The sequence below is a fragment of the Undibacterium sp. Di26W genome (assembly GCF_049340265.1).
Lineage (GTDB): Bacteria > Pseudomonadota > Gammaproteobacteria > Burkholderiales > Burkholderiaceae_D > Undibacterium.
Map to the genome: position 1 here is coordinate 480,305 of NZ_JBMPOR010000001.1, position 16,332 is coordinate 496,636.

The 16,332-nt window shown below is 48.6% G+C and carries 18 protein-coding genes; 15 read left to right on the forward strand and 3 right to left on the reverse strand.

What is annotated here, in order from left to right; all coding sequences use genetic code 11:
• Window positions 1–78: 78 nt before the first annotated feature.
• The 3 genes from ACO0LM_RS01975 to ACO0LM_RS01985 are packed head-to-tail and all read left to right on the forward strand — an operon-like array spanning window position 79 to window position 3,478.
• Complete coding sequence (locus ACO0LM_RS01975; RefSeq protein ID WP_423033809.1) at window positions 79–1,638, forward strand: ATP-binding protein; 1,560 nt, start codon at window positions 79–81, stop codon at window positions 1,636–1,638.
• The gene (locus ACO0LM_RS01980) at window positions 1,635–2,948 is read left to right on the forward strand and encodes an HD domain-containing phosphohydrolase (RefSeq protein ID WP_423033811.1); all 1,314 of its coding nucleotides are present in this window, start codon (window positions 1,635–1,637) and stop codon (window positions 2,946–2,948) included. Before ACO0LM_RS01975 ends, ACO0LM_RS01980 begins: the two co-directional genes overlap by 4 nt.
• Window positions 2,948–3,478 carry a response regulator gene (locus tag ACO0LM_RS01985; RefSeq protein WP_423033813.1) on the forward strand — a complete coding sequence of 177 codons (531 nt, stop codon included), beginning with the start codon at window positions 2,948–2,950 and terminating at the stop codon, window positions 3,476–3,478. The genes ACO0LM_RS01980 and ACO0LM_RS01985 overlap by 1 nt, the downstream gene beginning before the upstream one ends.
• Window positions 3,479–3,508: 30 nt before the next feature.
• On the opposite strand, the gene ACO0LM_RS01990 is transcribed toward ACO0LM_RS01985, so the two are convergent.
• A complete protein-coding gene (locus tag ACO0LM_RS01990; RefSeq protein ID WP_423033815.1) occupies window positions 3,509–4,192 on the reverse strand; it encodes an alpha/beta fold hydrolase in 684 nt (227 codons plus the stop codon).
• Between the two features lie 51 nt (window positions 4,193–4,243).
• Window positions 4,244–5,806 (reverse strand): FGGY-family carbohydrate kinase, encoded by a 1,563-nt coding sequence (locus ACO0LM_RS01995; protein WP_423033817.1) that lies wholly within the window; start codon window positions 5,804–5,806, stop codon window positions 4,244–4,246.
• Between the two features lie 666 nt (window positions 5,807–6,472).
• On the opposite strand from ACO0LM_RS01995, the gene ACO0LM_RS02000 reads away from it, so the two are divergent.
• Window positions 6,473–6,919, forward strand: coding sequence for a hypothetical protein (locus tag ACO0LM_RS02000; RefSeq protein ID WP_423033819.1), 447 nt, complete (start codon window positions 6,473–6,475; stop codon window positions 6,917–6,919).
• Between the two features lie 39 nt (window positions 6,920–6,958).
• On the opposite strand, the gene ACO0LM_RS02005 is transcribed toward ACO0LM_RS02000, so the two are convergent.
• Window positions 6,959–7,297: a helix-turn-helix domain-containing protein gene (locus ACO0LM_RS02005; protein ID WP_423033821.1), complete on the reverse strand. Its 339-nt coding sequence runs from the start codon at window positions 7,295–7,297 to the stop codon at window positions 6,959–6,961.
• Between the two features lie 216 nt (window positions 7,298–7,513).
• Between ACO0LM_RS02005 and ACO0LM_RS02010 the strand changes: the two genes are divergently transcribed.
• The 11 genes from ACO0LM_RS02010 (at window position 7,514) to vgrG (ending at window position 16,319) form a co-directional block, all read left to right on the forward strand.
• Window positions 7,514–7,816: a hypothetical protein gene (locus tag ACO0LM_RS02010; RefSeq protein ID WP_423033823.1), complete on the forward strand. Its 303-nt coding sequence runs from the start codon at window positions 7,514–7,516 to the stop codon at window positions 7,814–7,816.
• Window positions 7,817–8,118: 302 nt separating this feature from the next.
• Window positions 8,119–8,352 carry a hypothetical protein gene (locus tag ACO0LM_RS02015; RefSeq protein ID WP_422981448.1) on the forward strand — a complete coding sequence of 78 codons (234 nt, stop codon included), beginning with the start codon at window positions 8,119–8,121 and terminating at the stop codon, window positions 8,350–8,352.
• 184 nt (window positions 8,353–8,536) lie between these two features.
• Window positions 8,537–9,133 (forward strand): class I SAM-dependent methyltransferase, encoded by a 597-nt coding sequence (locus tag ACO0LM_RS02020; protein ID WP_423033824.1) that lies wholly within the window; start codon window positions 8,537–8,539, stop codon window positions 9,131–9,133.
• Between the two features lie 389 nt (window positions 9,134–9,522).
• A complete protein-coding gene (locus tag ACO0LM_RS02025) occupies window positions 9,523–10,098 on the forward strand; it encodes a DUF4255 domain-containing protein (protein WP_422981444.1) in 576 nt (191 codons plus the stop codon).
• Between the two features lie 7 nt (window positions 10,099–10,105).
• Entirely contained in the window at window positions 10,106–10,996 is an 891-nt protein-coding gene (locus ACO0LM_RS02030) for a hypothetical protein (protein ID WP_423033826.1), read from the forward strand.
• Window positions 10,997–11,013: 17 nt separating this feature from the next.
• On the forward strand, window positions 11,014–12,549 hold the full coding sequence (locus ACO0LM_RS02035; protein WP_423033828.1) for a phage tail sheath family protein: 1,536 nt from the start codon (window positions 11,014–11,016) through the stop codon (window positions 12,547–12,549).
• A 131-nt stretch (window positions 12,550–12,680) separates the two neighbouring features.
• A complete protein-coding gene (locus ACO0LM_RS02040; RefSeq protein WP_423033830.1) occupies window positions 12,681–13,097 on the forward strand; it encodes a phage tail protein in 417 nt (138 codons plus the stop codon).
• Window positions 13,094–13,588, forward strand: coding sequence for a phage tail protein (locus tag ACO0LM_RS02045; RefSeq protein WP_423033832.1), 495 nt, complete (start codon window positions 13,094–13,096; stop codon window positions 13,586–13,588). The genes ACO0LM_RS02040 and ACO0LM_RS02045 overlap by 4 nt, the downstream gene beginning before the upstream one ends.
• 14 nt (window positions 13,589–13,602) lie before the next feature.
• Complete coding sequence (locus ACO0LM_RS02050) at window positions 13,603–13,767, forward strand: DUF5908 family protein (protein ID WP_423033834.1); 165 nt, start codon at window positions 13,603–13,605, stop codon at window positions 13,765–13,767.
• Window positions 13,768–13,769: 2 nt separating this feature from the next.
• Window positions 13,770–14,474 carry a peptidoglycan-binding protein gene (locus tag ACO0LM_RS02055; protein ID WP_423033836.1) on the forward strand — a complete coding sequence of 235 codons (705 nt, stop codon included), beginning with the start codon at window positions 13,770–13,772 and terminating at the stop codon, window positions 14,472–14,474.
• Between the two features lie 54 nt (window positions 14,475–14,528).
• Entirely contained in the window at window positions 14,529–16,319 is a 1,791-nt protein-coding gene (gene vgrG / locus ACO0LM_RS02060) for a type VI secretion system tip protein VgrG (protein ID WP_423033838.1), read from the forward strand.
• Window positions 16,320–16,332: the final 13 nt, after the last annotated feature.

Here is a 16,332-nt window from a genome sequence, read left to right on the forward strand (position 1 = left end):
CGGGGCAAGGAAAGGACATCAGGTATCCCACCATCAAAACGTATCTTGCCGGACGAAACAAAGACCAGGTGAAAAAGAATGAGCAAAGAATCTCCCGTGTCAGAAAAAATCAGTCCCCCTTCTGTGTCAACACAAGAAAAAACTGGCCTTGGACAGTTAGCCAATGTTTTGGCGGAGAAGCAAAAGATAGATACATTTGCCCTGAACACCATGGGCATAGAATTGGCGCAATTCCTTGACAGCAGCCCGGTCCCGACTTTTGTGATTGATTCGCATCATGTCATTACCCACTGGAACAAAGCCTGTGAATATGTCCTTGGCTACTCTGCCGCCAGTATGATATCTACGCGCAATCAATGGAAAGCTTTTTACCGCGACAACCGGCCTGTCCTGGCGGATCTGGTTTTATCTGGTGATGATATTTACATACAAAAATTTTACAAGAATAAATTTTCTTCTTCACAGCTTATACCCGGTGCCTACGAAGCCATTGACTTTTTCCCCGACTTGCATGAACACGGTCTGTGGCTGCATTTTACAGCTGCGCCACTCTACAATCAGGAAGGAAAAATTGTAGGTGCCATAGAAACCCTGGAAGACATCACTGAACGTTGCGACGCCGAAAACGCTTTGCGTCAGGCCCATAGCAATCTGGAGAACCTGGTGAAAAAACGCACCTTGCAACTTGCGGATATCAATAACAAACTGGAAGCAGATATCAAGCAAAGAGAAGCCGTAGAAAATGAACTGGTACGCCGCAATACAGAATTGACCGAACTTAATGCCAGGCTATCCATGGCGCAGGAACAACTGTTGCAAGCTGAAAAATTGGCTTCCATAGGTCAGCTTGCGGCTGGTGTCGCGCATGAAATCAATAACCCCATTGGTTACATTTTTTCAAATTTCGCCACATTGGAAAACTATATCAAGGACCTGTTCTGCATTATCCAGACATATGAAGCTGCCGAATCACATATTACCGACGCCAGGATACGAAGTGAATTGGCCACTATAAAAGAAGAAAAGGAATTACCCTTCCTGAAGGAAGACATACCCGAGCTGGTGCAACAGTCAAGGGAAGGTATAGAGCGTGTACGCAAGATTGTTCAGGATTTAAAGGATTTTTCAAGAGTAGATTCGCAACAAGAATGGCAATGGGCCAATCTTCATCAGGGTATAGATTCCACATTGAACATTGTCAACAACGAGATCAAATACAAGGCAGACGTCATCAAGGAATATGGTGACATACCCGATATCGAATGCCTGGCTTCGCAAATCAATCAGGTCATCATGAATCTGGTGGTAAATGCATCGCACGCCATAGGAGAAGAAAGAGGGAAAATCACCATTCGCACCAGTCGTGATGACGAACTTGAGCGGGTCACGATAGAAGTGACGGACAATGGCAGTGGTATCCCCAAAGAAAATCTCAATCGTATTTTTGACCCCTTCTTTACCACCAAGCCTATAGGTAAAGGCACAGGATTGGGGCTATCGCTCTCTTATGGCATCATCCAGAAGCATGCGGGCAATATTAGCGTCAGCAGCGAAATCGGCAAAGGTACCAGCTTTCTTATCAGCCTGCCTGTCCGACATGTAGACGATTCTCCTAACGATGAAGGTGCGCAAACATGAGCGGCGAGATTGCACCCGAGAACCCATCGGTACTGCTTTTCGTAGACGACGAGCCGAATATTCTTTCTGCCCTGCGCAGACTGTTCAGACCCCACTCATACAAAATACTGATTGCCAACGGTGGTCAGGAAGGCCTGGATATACTGGAAAAAGAAACTGTTGACCTGGTGATATCCGATATGCGCATGCCAGTCATGGACGGCGCCGTATTTTTAACCCATGTCAGAGCCCGCTGGCCAAATACCATACGCTTGCTGCTGACCGGTTACGCAGACATGCAATCGACGATCGATGCCATCAACCGGGGGGAAATTTATCGCTACATTACCAAGCCATGGAACGACAATGACATCGTACTGGTCGTACGGCAGGCATTGGAGCGCAAGGCGCTTGAACTTGAAAAAAAACGACTGGAAGAATTAACCGCAAGACAGAATGAAGAATTAAAGTCACTCAATGCCACTCTCGAAATAAAGGTAGATGAACGCACTGCCGATTTAAAAAAGGCGCATGAGTCCCTATTACTGGCAAATGACAAATTAAAAAGTAATTTCCTGACATCCATCAAGGTGTTTTCCAGCGTCGTCGAAATGCGGGGCGGAAAACTGGTAGGGCATTCCAGAAGAGTTGCCGACTTGTCCAGAAAAATAGCAAAAAAATTCAATATGGACACGCGCGAAATTCAGGAAATTTTTGTCGCGGCATTATTGGCCGACATAGGAAAGATAGGCTTTTCAGACGAATTGCTGGAAACCCCAGTCAATCAGATGAATGGTGACCAGTTAGGGCAATACCATAAGCACACTTTACGGGCCGAGCAGCTATTGATGCCATTGCAAGATTTGCAAGGCACAGCAAAAATCATACGCTCGCAGCATGAACGTTTTGATGGCCGGGGATTTCCAGATGGACTGCAAGGGGAAAATATCCCCTTGGGCGCGCGCATCCTGGCGCTGGCCGGTGATTACGACAATCTTCAGAATGGCAGCCTGGTGCCGCGACGCGTACACATGGATGATGCCCAGGCCCTGATTATTCGCGGTGCTGGTAATCGCTATGATGAAAAAGTTGTTAAGGCATTCAAACAAATCGTCACGAATCAGGGCGACGATATTGATGATAAAGAAGTCAGCGTGCCGCAACTGCAGATCGGCATGATTCTTTCCGCGGACGTAGTTTCCAAGGACGGCATGCTACTGTTACCCGCTGAATACGTGCTTGATCAGCATGTCATCGATAAGTTGAGATTGTTCGACCATCCCGGAAGTGCTAAATTAATGATACGGGTTTACAGTAACAGGAGAAAATAATGCCTAGGATCTTATTATTGGATGATGAACAGAATGTGTTACTGGCATTGCAAAGAAGCCTGAAAAGTATCTCCAAAGAGATGGAAATGACCATAGACCTGTTCAATTCCCCTTCTGAAGCACTGGAACACATACGGCACACGGCCTATGACTTTATTATCTCGGACTACCATATGCCCGCCATGAATGGCATACAATTTCTGTCGGTAGCCAAAGAAATGCAACCGGATGCCATACGCATGATGTTGAGTGCATCTGCCGAATTCAAAACCATACTGGGTGCTATCAACGACGCCGAGGTTTTTCGTTACATCGCCAAACCCTGGAATCAGGACGAACTGATAGACACCGTCAAACTGGCAGCAGCACGCCGCCAGCAAATAGTGGAAGAGCACCGCCTGGCCGATGAATTACGTGTACAGCGTGGCGTGATCACGCCGCAAGAAGAAGAAATGAAGCGACTGGAAGAAACTGATCCCGGCATTACCAAAGTCAAATGGGGACCGGATGGATCTGTGTTACTGGAATAAATGATGTAAGGCAGCAAGGCAGGTAACATGTCAATGCCTGCGATATGCGGCGATAAAATCAGCCACCTCTTTTGCTCTGACCTGCAAAAGAAAATGCGGTGCGTCAAACTCGTACAATTCTGTGGACGGCAGGCATTTTTGTATATCTTTATGAGCCGATGCAGGCACCAGGCGATCTTGTGTGGCACGCAAATATAGTACCGGTACTTTGATATCGCTCAGTTTCCCTCTCACATCGGCCAGCAAGACACTGCGCATTCTGGCCTTCAATATATCAGATGAAACGCCCGCGAGAGCACTGGTCAGCAATTGGCGCCATTCTGCCGTTGAGAATTTTCCTAACAACAAATAACTTAACAGGGCCAGAGGAGCCATTCGTACAGGCAAACAGGGAAGCAGATGCCGGAAACCTGCAAGAGAAGGACGGGGATTGCGGGCAAAACTTGCACACAGTATTAACGTACGAAGCCCGGGCGGTTGGCTGGCCGCGATAGAGATGGCAATCGGGCCGGAAAACGATTCTCCAAGCAACATATAATCCTCATCCTCCGGCAGATAAGTACGTGCCACGGTTTCCAGCGTCGCATAATCAAGCGCCTGATCAACCGGATAAGTGACAACAATCAATCGACACCTGCCATTCAGCGCCTTGTACAGAGGTGCGTAAAGTGTGCCGGTACCATCCATGCCAGGCAAGAGTACGATCGTCGTCATGCCAATGATGATAACAGGCCAGACCTGCGCATGCACATGCACATGCAGGCATCAATGCATTTTCGGATAACCGGTAATTTGCTGTATCTCTTTATACAGGGGCTGCAGACGGGCATACATCTTCTGGTACACCCGATGGTAGAGCTCATTGTAGATATGATGGTGATGCGCAATCGGTTCGAAGGTTTTGCCTATGCGTGTCATTTCCTTGATGGCGACATCAAAATTGGGATACAGACCCAGACCGACTGCGGCATCAATTGCCGCCCCCAGACCCGAGGTTTCATAGATATGCGGACGTGAGGTCGGCAAGCCAAAAATATCCGCCGTGAGCTGCATGGCGGCATCACTTTGCGAACCGCCGCCAGAAATGCGCAATTCGGTAATGGCGACACCGCTACGTTTTTCTATGCTCTCCTTCCCTTCGCGCAAAGCGTAAGCCAGCCCTTCCAGTATGGCGCGATACATATGGGCCCGGGTGTGCACATCACCAAAGCCGATGATAGCGCCCTTGGCTTCTGCCCCTGGTATCTTGATGCCGGGCGACCAATAAGGTTGCAGCATCAAACCCATGGAACCGGGTGGTACGGCATTCACCAGTTCATCAAACAGGGCTTCAGGTGTTACGCCCTGCGCTGTCGCCTGCAATTGCTCGTGATGGCCAAATTGTTCCTTGAACCAGTTGACCATCCAGTAGCCACGAAAAATCTGTACTTCAGTGCTGTAAAAGTCAGGAATCGCTGCCGGGTAAGGCGGTATAAAAGGTGTGACTTCCAGGTATTTTTTACTGGTGGTATTGATGGTGGCAGTGGTGCCATAACTAAGGCAACCAATATTCGGCTGCTGGCACCCGGCGCCAATGACTTCGCAAGCCTTGTCGGCCGCGGCTGCCAGTAAAGGCGTGCCTGCCAGTATGCCCGTTGCAATAGCGGCGGCTTCGGTGATATGGCCCATGACAGTGCCGGGGGCGACCAGTTCAGGCAAAGTTTCAGGCTTGACGGCTAGTGCCTGCCATTTCCAGTCTCGCTTGCCAGCCCATTTCAGGGCTTTATAGTCAAAGGGAATATAACCGACTTGCGAGCCTGCCGAATCGATAAAATTACCGCACAGGCGATGATTCAAATAACCTGACAGCATCAGGTATTTATCGGTCTTGTCCCAGATGTCTGGCTGATGGGCCTTGATCCAGTTGGCCTCGGCCTCGCCCCGGAAGAAATTGATGGTACTGGCAACCCCGGCAATTTTAAAGGCTGTTAGCCACAGGGGATTGACAGCCGGCACCACATCGGTATGTCTTTGGTCCAGCCAGGTAATCGCCGGACGCAAGGGCTGGCCCTGCTTGTCCAGATTAATAACCGTTCCACGCTGTGTGGTTACGGCAACCCCAAGCACACTGGCTGGTGTGACATCCGGCATTTGCCACAGGCGTTGGCAGGCAGTGCAAACTGCCTGCCAATAATCTTCAGGGTGATGTTCGGCCCAGCCTGGGTGTGCCGAAAAATACGCATTCAACGGCACCTGCGATTTGGCAATAATATTGCCACGCACATCAAACAGGATGGCCCTGACGCTCTGGGTGCCATTGTCTATAGCCAAAATTGTTTGTCCGGACATTGATATCCTGTGTTGATGTCAGCAATATTTTTGTAGGACTTACGCAAAACCGCCCCAGCTGCGTTGCAGCTCCTTGCCGTACTAAAGTAATGTCTTCGTCGCTGGCGCCTTGCTGGGACAATTTTGCGTAAGTCCTAGTATGTATTGTATATGCCTATGCCGTCAGCGAAGCAGGAATCGGAGCACCAGGCTAAGCGCGATGCCTGTTCTAAAGTCGCGGGTAATTTGCCTGTCCGGCATTCCAGTAGCCATCGCCCCAATGCAATTCAGGCTGACAGATCAGTCTGACAGGCGCGTTATCAGAAACAAAGCACTTTCAGTCATGCTTTCAGGGAATGGACGGGCACCAGCCCTGCACAAATAAAAACGTGAAAGCAGTTGGGTCTGTTAATCATAAAATCATTAAACAGGCCCAAATGCTTCCACGTCGCATGTATCCGGACGGTGGCTTGTTCGTTTGAACACGAACAAGGCCCACCTCACTGCCGTCATGCATATCGGTTGCATGTACAGCAGCTATAAGTACTATACACTTTTTTTATGACGGCTTCATGAATTGACTATGCGATTCAGTGGTGTTCATAATTCATGTCAGGATATAGAATGTACTTGCTGACAAGACAGCCAGAGTAACAGGTATCACATCTACCCTTGAAAGGAAATCTCATGCGTCTGAAATCACTTTTCACTGCCCTGTTGCTGGCGGCACTAAGCTGCTCCGCCCTGGCAAGCGACCTGCTGAGCGTAGCAGATATAGAAAAAACGACAGGCTTAAGCGGCGTGCAATCGGTTCCCAAAGATCCGGCCAAGGGGGCTGGTGGCGACCTGAACTTTGCCAATGCCGAGAAAAAGCTGGTCGCCATTGTGATGATACAAGACGCTTCGATGTTTGATTTCTGGAACAAGCAATATGGCAAGTTGGGCACCAGCGTCAGCGGACTGGGTTCCGATGCATTTCAGACCAAACCTGGCTCAGCCATACCCTACGTGGTGTTTAAAAAGAGTGGCAAGGCAGTCTGGATACAATCCATGGGATGGGATAAAGCAGGTAAAGCCAATCTGAACGACGAGCAATTGCTGGGATTAGCCAAACTGGCAGCCTCACGGCTATAAGATCGTAAACAGCTTCTAAGCTTTGATCGCCTGACGGGTTCAATCGACTGATACTTGGTTTGTGCCATCGGCAGACGGGGCACTCATATTGGGTTCACCTTGTTTTACCAGTTCAAACTTGAACAGTTGCTGCACCGAACAGTTAAACAGTTCGGCAAATGCTTCTATGAATTCAACCTTCCAGTGTTCTGCCTTGTTATCGACGATGCGCAACAACTGTGAATGCGAAACGGTCACCCGTTTGGCTATCAGCAGGCGATGCAGGGCAGACACCGAGCGGATCTTGTTTTCCGCCATCAATTCGCGAATGCGCATTTCGGCCTTGACACGCTGTTGCGGTGCGGATGAATCCGGTATTTCACTATAGATATTGGGCATGATCGAACCTCACTTCGACGGCTGCGATGATACAGGACTTGCATGCTTTTTGCGGATGCCGCATAAATACAACATTGAAAACCACTATTTCATCAGGACAAGCTAGATTTTTTTTATTAGCTATGGCAAGATCAAATCATCAAATGTAGTAAGCATAAACGGTTTCGATATACAAGGCATTTTCGGCACTTAGCCGCTAATTTTTTAGGATTAATAGTGAAGACTACCTGGCTCTCACAACTGAAACAAAGCATGCGCCCAACAGCGCAGGGCTCAGTGTCAGCGTGCGCCTTGCCGGTAGCACTAACGATCAATGCAGGCGTGGCAGATACTGCCGCGGTGATTATTAATATTTTGAATACGAATCTGAATACGCTCACTGGTAACAGCATTGACAATATTAACCGCCGCAGCAAACACATTCATAGCGAGCAGTCACAGTCAGCCAGTTTTAAAGCGTATTCAACACTATATAGCCGCATCCGAAGGGAAAACCTTCAGGTAGCGGGAGCAAGCTAAAACCAGCTCCCTTTTACCCCAAGCTGAAAAGCCCGGATGCCCTCAAAAGCTTCGGGCTTTTTTGTTTTACCGTCTGTCACCTATGTTTTGACAGACTCAGCAGTGAAACCCGCGCAAGCGGTCGTGGTTGGCAGGCAATTGATCACGGAAACATCTTCATCAACAGTATCATTTATTCCCCGGAATTTAATGCCGGGGCTGGCGGTCAGGCAAGTGTGGCATGACAAGTCAGTATATTCAGGAGTCCAGGGGTATTCCATTCCTGCTTCTATTGCTTTTTATCTTAATGAAGGGAGGTCAACATGTTTGCTGTATTCTGGATAGAAATCCATAACCAAATAAAAATGTCTCAATGCAAGGAATTTCAATCAAGCGACATGGTTGCCGCCCTGAAATTTGCAGATGAGTTACGCCAAAGACAGGCTGCCGGCGAATATTTGCGGCATATCACCATGTCTTCGGAAAATACCAATTCAGTCGGCATACCCAGTGCAGCAATGGCCTATCATTGGGCTGAACATAAAATTGCCGCATAGATGTCCATCCATGGCAGCCCTGCCCTGAATGTCATCCAACTGATGCTTGCCCGACTTGCTGGCGAAGGTTCCGCGAATACCGGGGTCTTCGCTTTTTTATTTATTAAACAATAGCTTTAAGCATGTTGTGGCCACTGCTTCTGGATTAAAATCAGTGTCACTTTTCAACTGCTGGTGCTGAGCAATGAAACTTTTGGAAAAAGCAAGCGTACAGGCCTTTCACCGACATCGTCTGGGTGGCAGCACCTTACAGGCACTGGGCTTTCGCGGACCCGAAAGTCAGACCCAACGTTTCGAGACATTATGCACCTGGGGTGATTTTTCAGGCTGTTCCATTCTGGACCTGGGTTGCGGCTATGGTGATTTGAAACCATTTCTGGATGAACGTTTTAATGATGTCATTTATCTAGGCGTAGACTTCCTGAAAGAATTCGTCGACGCAGCCCAGGAACGCCTGGGACATCTTCCCAACACGCAATTTTTCCAATCCGACTTTCTGACCACGGGCCTGCCCGAAGTCGATATCATCATCGCCTCAGGCAGCTTGAATTACCGCTCAGAAAACGTGCTGCATCCCTGGCAGATCATTTCGCAGATGTGGAAAAATGCCAGCAAGGGTGTGGCATTTAATTTACTGGATGCGGAAGTATTTGGGCAAGATGAAATGCTATGCGGCTATCGCAAAGATGAAGTACTGACGTATTGCCACAAACTGGACCCACATGCTGAACTGATCAGCGGTTATCTGCCGGATGACTTCACTATATTGATGCGCAAATAAACCAGAAGCCACCCCTCGCTTGAGGATTTGCAGATTTCTGAGTAGTCCATGCACGCAGGCATTTACTGCCAATTTATTTCCCAAAAGAAATAACACTTTCCTGACTTGAACAGACCATCAAAACGATCAGGAAAGCTGATCATTTGCAGCTCTCCGCCCCGCCCATTCCCACACGGCTCAGCCCAAAAAGACCACGAGATGTCATGAGGCAAAATTGCCACATCAGAAATTAAAAAACGAATAATTAACTGTTGTGCGAAAATTAAGTAACATGTTACTCTCGTATGTATTATTTGTAATATATTTTTACAATAAAAATCTGGTATTTCCGTGGCATCCGTCTCAGGTCGAGCGGCTGAACAAAAAGGTTTGTGACGCAGGATTAAGCAATGATCAATGCAGCAATCAGTCATTTGGCAGCGCAGTTAAATCAGCATTTCAGAAATAATTATCACTCGGTTGAAGACCTTGTAGTGGTATCCAATCTGGTTGAACTTGACGGCAGTGTCGCCCCGCATGCCAGCAACAAGCTGGTGTTGATGCTGGTTAACATTGAAAAAGATACCCTGCCCTACCGCACGGGTTTGCCTCAGCGTAGCAATGATGAACGACTGCTGGTTCACAGCACCCCGCTTTATCTGAACCTGTACTTGATGATGGCGGCCAATTTTGGTGGCGGCAATTACGCTGAAGCACTAAAAACAATTTCCAACGCAGTCAGTTTTTTCCAGCAGCATGCCGTCTTCGACCAACATAACAGCCCGGGACTGGATACCAGGATAGAAAAACTGATACTGGATATCGAAAACCTGAAGATCCCTGATTTGAATAATCTCTGGAGCCTGCTCGGTGGGCGTTATCTGCCCTCGGTGTTCTATAAAGTACGCATGATCAGCATGGATGCAGCAGCAGTCACAGGACAGGTACCTGTCATTGTCGATACCCGAAATCAGCTTGTGGGCTAGGTGACTCATGGCACGCTTCCTTCCCCTTTTCTCTGTTGCCATTGAGCATGATTTCTTTGCTGGCACACCAGGCGCAAATTGGCGTTTTACACCGACACCGCAATGTGCCGAACTGGAAAAACAATATAGCCTGGTATTACGTCCGGTTGATAAGGGCATGGAAATGTGGCGAGAATCAGATGACCACACTTCATCCACTGGTATGGCAGCGGACACCCGTGCCAACGACACACGCGATGCCGTACTGGCCCGCGACGCAGGAAGCCATGTGCTGTGCTTCAGTTATGAAGTCAGTTGTGATGATCCGCAATTCTCTTTCTACACCGACTGGCCAGTCACTCCCCCGCTTTGTTTCAGCAATGAAGGGCTGGCTCAGCAAGAACCACTTGTGAACCTGCAGGCAAGCGCCATACCGACCTCTTCCCGACCGGAAACGGTACGCAGAAACGAGAGTTTTCAATTCAAGGCAACGCAATTCTCTATCGATATCTTTTTATCAGAAGCAGAGGTTTTACATCAGGCAGCACAGCAAGACCGGGTTTCCAGGTGCTATGCAATTCACCTGAAATCCAAAACGATACGCTGGAAGTATTTTTTTACTGGTTCCTTAGCCAGGAAAAAAATGCTGATAGTGGATCTGGATGCAAATGAAGGACAGACCGGCATCGTTTTTGAAACCTCAACGCAAACCGCCACGGATTCAGGTTTTGCCTTGATCTCACAAACGGCAATTCCCATGCAGTACAGGCCGGTGCAGCAGTTTCAATTGCGGGAAGTTGGTATGGCGGGAAAGGTTTTGATCAAGCGACTGCCAAACGCAAGTGTTAACAAAATTGGCAAAGAAAGAGGTCCGGATGGGCAAAACTTGCTTGTTGCGGAAATTTATATTCATCAATAATTTTCAAAGGAACACATATGGCTGGCGCGTATAAAACACCCGGTGTCTATATCGTTGAGAAAAACGCCTTTCCCAACTCGGTAGTTGAAGTTGCTACTGCAGTTCCTGCCTTCATCGGCTATACCGAGAAAGCAGACAACAAAGGCACTACGTTGGCAGACAAACCGTGGCGCATTACCTCGATGTCTGAATTCCATGAATATTATGGATACAGACCCAAAGATCTATTCGACATTACCGACTTGCCAGCCAAAGAAGAAGGCAAGCCTACACCAGTCAGCGATTTCAAAATTGGCAAAAGCGAATATGTGCTGGCCGAAAAAGATCCGCGTTACTTCCTGTACTTCAGCATGATGCTGTTTTTCAAAAATGGCGGCGGTGCCTGTTATATCGTCTCCGTCGGTACGTATGGCCAAAGCATAGCAAAGCCCAAACTGGCTGGCGGCATTGATAAACTGCTCAAAGAGCAAGAACCAACCATGGTCGTCATTCCAGATGCCATGTCACTGGCGGAAGAAGACTGCATCGCCTTGCAACAGGCCAGCCTCATGCATTGTGGCAGCCAGATGAAAAACCGTTTTTCCATCCTTGACGTGTATAACGGCTACCGCGATCGCAAAGACCCTGCAGCCGGTGACTGCATCGCCAAATTCCGTAATGCCCTCGGTACCAACTTCCTCAATTTCGGCGCAGCGTATTATCCGTGGGTTGATACATCGATCATCCAGACATCGGATCTCGATTACAACAACCTGACCGATATCGCCAAGTTCAAGGAAATTCTTACTGCAGAAGTCAATCAAAGCCCGCTGCAGCAAGACAAAAAGGATAGCATCCTGGCTGTCATCGCTAAGGTCGGCGTTGAAGGCGACCCCAGCAAGCCTGACTATCTGTCCCATGAAGAGCTGCATAAAACGCTGTTCGTGGTCAGCCCGGGCTATGGCAATATCCTGCTGTCAATCAAGAAAAAACTCAACTTGCTGCCACCGTCTGGCGCCATGGCCGGTATCTACACGCTGGTGGACAATTCTCGCGGCGTCTGGAAAGCACCTGCCAATGTCAGCCTGAATGAAGTAGTTGCACCTGCCGTCAATGTGACCCATGACGAACAGGAAGACCTGAACGTCACGACTTCTGGCAAATCCATCAATGCCATCCGCCCTTTCATAGGCGAAGGCACACTGGTGTGGGGTGCTCGTACACTGGATGGCAATAGTCTTGACTGGCGCTATATCAACGTACGCCGCACCATGATCATGCTGGAAGAATCAGTCCGTCTGGCCAGCAAAGCCTTTGTTTTTGAACCCAATGTGTCTGGCACCTGGGTCACCATGAAAAGCATGATCAGCAATTTCCTGAACGGCATATGGAAACGTGGTGGTCTGGCTGGTGCCAGCCCGGAAGATGCATTCAGCGTCCATGTTGGCCTGGGTGAAACCATGACACCGGAAGATATCCTGGAAGGCATCATGCGCATTACCGTATTGGTTGCAATCAGCCGTCCTGCCGAATTTATTGAAATCACGTTCCAGCAGCAAATGCAGAAATCCTGATCCGGTGTTTTTGATATGGCGCCACGGTAAGCAATAGCTTGCCCTGGGCACATTTAATTTTATTTATTTTTACAAGATAGAGGCAAATTATGGCAGATGACGGAAAAACGCAATCGGCAACAGTATGGCCCATGCCGAAATTCTATTTCAAAGTCATGTGGGGTAAGAATGAAATGGCGTTTCAGGAAGTATCTGGTCTGGATGTGCAATCCGAAGAGATCAAATATCGTTCCGGAAACAGCCCGATATTTTCAGTAGTCAAAATGCCCGGCATGAAGAAATACAGCAATATCACCATGAAAAAAGGCGTCTTCAAGGGTGATAACAAGTTCTGGGATTGGCTGGACAAGATCAAGCTCAACACCATTGAGCGCATCAGCGTGACAATCAGCCTGCTGGACGAAAAAGGCGGTGACACCATGATCTGGGAGCTGAGCAACGCCTGGCCAACCAAGATTACCAGTACAGACCTGAAGTCAGAAGGCAATGAAGTGGCAATAGAAACCATAGAAATCGTGCATGAAGGCCTGACCATCAAGAATAAATGATCAATGACTTTTTTGATAATGGATATCCACCGCCAGCGTTCTATTTTTCAGTAACGATTGGTAATGGTATCCAGGTTCCCGATACTTCGTTCAGCGAAGTGTCGGGAATTGGCACAGAAATTGAAACCGAATCAGTGGTCGAAGGTGGTGAAAACCGTTTTGTGCATCAACTGCCTTTGAAGATGAAGCACGGCAATCTGGAGCTCAAACGCGGTATTGCCACCCTTCAGTCTCCGTTGGTAGTCTGGTGCAAGGCGGTACTGGAGGGTGAGTTCATGAAATTGATCGTTCCTCAGACGATCATTGTCAATCTTAAAAGTAACAAGATGGTACCCGGCGCTCCGCCGGTAGCAACTGAAGTACTCAGGACCTGGGAGTTCTTTGGTGCCTATCCCATCAAATGGGATGTGGAAAGCTTTAGCTCTACCAAAAATGATGTCGCAATCGAGAAGATCACATTCAGTTATACCTATTCACAACGTACAAAATAGATCAGGAGCCTGATATGTCAATCGAAATCAAACAACTGCTGATCAAGTCCACCATCGTGCAGCGTGAAGCGAGGGAAACAGAAATCAATCTCCAGGAAAAGCAGGTACTGAAAGATGAGATCCTCGTAGAATGCAAACAATTGATTGCATCCCTGCTGCGTGAACGTGGGGAGCGCTGAATATGCCAGCACCAGCAGCAGCCGCGACCGCATCGGGACAAAAAACCCCTCTGACCATTGCCCCCTGTACGGTATCCAAAGAAGGAACCATCAGCGTTGATAGCAGCCGCACTGCGTTTACCGCCTTGATGAATCCCTCTGGTTATGGTCACGATTATTTGATCAAATATTCCAAAAATCATGCATTGGGTCAACCGGGCAATGAAACGAAATTCTCTGCCAGTCTGCCGGAAAAACTGACACTGAAAGAAATGATACTGGATGGGACAGGTGCCGTGCCTGGTACTACCCAGACCGTCATCCAGCAAATCGATGCCTTGCGCAACACCGTGTATACCTATGTCGGCTCCAAACATGAGGCACCGATTGTGCAGGTGGTATGGGGAACGATGATTTTTTATGGCCGTGTAGAAGGCCTGAAATTCGACTATACCCTGTTCAAACCAAGCGGCGAACCGCTAAGGGCAAAAGTCACATTGACTTTTGTCGGATATATCAGTGCTGCCGAAATCGTCAAAGAAACCAAGCTCAATTCTCCCGACCTGACGCATCTGGTGGAAGTCAAGGCAGGCGATACCCTGCCCCTTTTATGCTACAAAATTTATCGCGATTGTTCGTATTACGTGGAAGTGGCCCGTATCAATCGCCTGACCTGTTTCAGAACCTTGCAGCCTGGAATGAAATTACGTTTTCCTCCGCTTTCATAGCGTAAGCCTGTCCAAGCAGATGCGCTGAAATGATTTTTCAAGAAAAGAAAGCAGATGGCAAATTCCCCATTTACAAATAGCACTGGCGTACTGACATTGGCCATCACCTGTGATGGCAAGCCGGCTCCTGACGCGGCACAGGTCGTGTCAGTAGAGACGAATCATAGTACCAACCGCATTCCTACTGCCATCATCACAGTGCTGGATGGTGACATGCCAAATGGCCTGTTTCCTCTCGCTGACGCCGGGAATTTCAAACCAGGCACAAAGATCGTGATCAGTGCCGGCTATGACCTTACAACTGAAGTCATTTTCACCGGCGTGGTGATTAAACATTCCGTAAAAATTACCGGCGACAATTTTGCGCGGCTGGTCATAGAATGCCGCGACCAGGCGCTGGCGATGACAGTTGGTCGCAAAAATGCCAATTTCGTCAATCAGACTGACAGTGACATCATGACAGCGCTGATTGGTAACTATAGTGGCCTGACTGCTGATGTGGCGGCAACCACGGTCACCTATAAAGAACTGGTGCAATACTATGTGACTGACTGGGACTATATGATGGCGCGGGCCGAAGTCAACGGTTTCCTGGTGATCGTAGATGCGGGCACTGTCAGCATTAAGGCCCCTTTGACCACAGCAGCACCTGTCCTGACATTGACTTATGGCATCGATCTGATGGAGTTTCATGCCGAACTTGACGCACGCTGGCAACTGAGCAATGTCACCGGCACCAGTTGGGATATGGCAACCCAGGCTATTGTTCAGGGAACAGCAACACCAACAAGCTTAACCACCCAGGGAGATATCGCTGCTGCTGAGCTGGCGAAAGTCCTGGGTGTTGCCGACTTTGGTTTGCAATCAGCAGCCAACCTGGAATCTGCGGCACTGACCAACTGGGCCAAGGCACAGCAATTAAAATCCGGCATGTCAAGAATACGCGGCAGAATGCGCTTTCAAGGTAATGCCAGCACCAAACCTGGCGTAGTGCTGGAACTGAAAAGTGTAGGCATGCATTTTAATGGCAATGTGCTGGCTACTAACGTCTTTCATCACCTGATCGACGGCAACTGGGTAACAGAAGTCGAGTTTGGCATGCCACCTTATTGGTTCACCGAAGATTACCAGACCCACGCGCCCGAAGCAGCAGGCTGGACATCCGGCGTGTGCGGCTTGCACATAGGCGTCGTCCTGAAGCTGGAAGGCGACCCCGAAAATCAATACAAAATCCAGGTTTCCGTACCTTTGATGAATGCACAGACAGTCGGCGTATGGGCGCGCTTTGCCAGCTTCTATGGATCGGCCGGGTTTGGGGCTTTCATCATTCCTGAAATCGGCGATGAAGTCATATTGGGATTTTTCAATAATGATCCTTCTTGCCCGGTGATACTGGGTAGCCTGTACAGCAGCAAACATACGCCCGCCTATACGCTGGCAGACGCAAATAATTACAAGGCGCTGGTGACACGCAGCAAACTGAAGATGGAATTCGATGAAGAGAAAAAAGTCATCACCCTGATCACCCCCGCCAGCAACAAAATCGTTATCAGTGACGACACCAAGTCCATTCTCTTGCAAGACCAGAACATGAACAAGGTGGAACTGAGTCCAAGCGGTATCTTGCTGGACAGCCCCAAAGATATCACCATCAAGGCAGCAGGAAAAATCACCATCTCAGCCGTACAGAATGTGGATACAACAGCGCAGATGGATGTCACAACGAAAGGACTGAATATCACCAGTACTGCGAATATAGGCTTCACTGCCAAAGGAACCGCTACCGCAGAGCTATCTGCCAGTGGCCAGACCACCGTACGCGGTGCCATGGTGATGATTAACTGAAACGGAGAAAAGC

Coding starts and splice junctions, on each gene's coding strand:
- ACO0LM_RS01975 (WP_423033809.1), top strand. CDS start 79: ATGAGCAAAGAATCTCCCGTGTCAGAAAAAATCAGTCCCCCTTCTGTG.
- ACO0LM_RS01980 (WP_423033811.1), top strand. CDS start 1,635: ATGAGCGGCGAGATTGCACCCGAGAACCCATCGGTACTGCTTTTCGTA.
- ACO0LM_RS01985 (WP_423033813.1), top strand. CDS start 2,948: ATGCCTAGGATCTTATTATTGGATGATGAACAGAATGTGTTACTGGCA.
- ACO0LM_RS01990 (WP_423033815.1), bottom strand. CDS start 4,192: ATGACGACGATCGTACTCTTGCCTGGCATGGATGGTACCGGCACACTT.
- ACO0LM_RS01995 (WP_423033817.1), bottom strand. CDS start 5,806: ATGTCCGGACAAACAATTTTGGCTATAGACAATGGCACCCAGAGCGTC.
- ACO0LM_RS02000 (WP_423033819.1), top strand. CDS start 6,473: ATGCGTCTGAAATCACTTTTCACTGCCCTGTTGCTGGCGGCACTAAGC.
- ACO0LM_RS02005 (WP_423033821.1), bottom strand. CDS start 7,297: ATGCCCAATATCTATAGTGAAATACCGGATTCATCCGCACCGCAACAG.
- ACO0LM_RS02015 (WP_422981448.1), top strand. CDS start 8,119: ATGTTTGCTGTATTCTGGATAGAAATCCATAACCAAATAAAAATGTCT.
- ACO0LM_RS02020 (WP_423033824.1), top strand. CDS start 8,537: ATGAAACTTTTGGAAAAAGCAAGCGTACAGGCCTTTCACCGACATCGT.
- ACO0LM_RS02025 (WP_422981444.1), top strand. CDS start 9,523: ATGATCAATGCAGCAATCAGTCATTTGGCAGCGCAGTTAAATCAGCAT.
- ACO0LM_RS02030 (WP_423033826.1), top strand. CDS start 10,106: ATGGCACGCTTCCTTCCCCTTTTCTCTGTTGCCATTGAGCATGATTTC.
- ACO0LM_RS02035 (WP_423033828.1), top strand. CDS start 11,014: ATGGCTGGCGCGTATAAAACACCCGGTGTCTATATCGTTGAGAAAAAC.
- ACO0LM_RS02040 (WP_423033830.1), top strand. CDS start 12,681: ATGCCGAAATTCTATTTCAAAGTCATGTGGGGTAAGAATGAAATGGCG.
- ACO0LM_RS02045 (WP_423033832.1), top strand. CDS start 13,094: ATGATCAATGACTTTTTTGATAATGGATATCCACCGCCAGCGTTCTAT.
- ACO0LM_RS02050 (WP_423033834.1), top strand. CDS start 13,603: ATGTCAATCGAAATCAAACAACTGCTGATCAAGTCCACCATCGTGCAG.
- ACO0LM_RS02055 (WP_423033836.1), top strand. CDS start 13,770: ATGCCAGCACCAGCAGCAGCCGCGACCGCATCGGGACAAAAAACCCCT.
- vgrG (WP_423033838.1), top strand. CDS start 14,529: ATGGCAAATTCCCCATTTACAAATAGCACTGGCGTACTGACATTGGCC.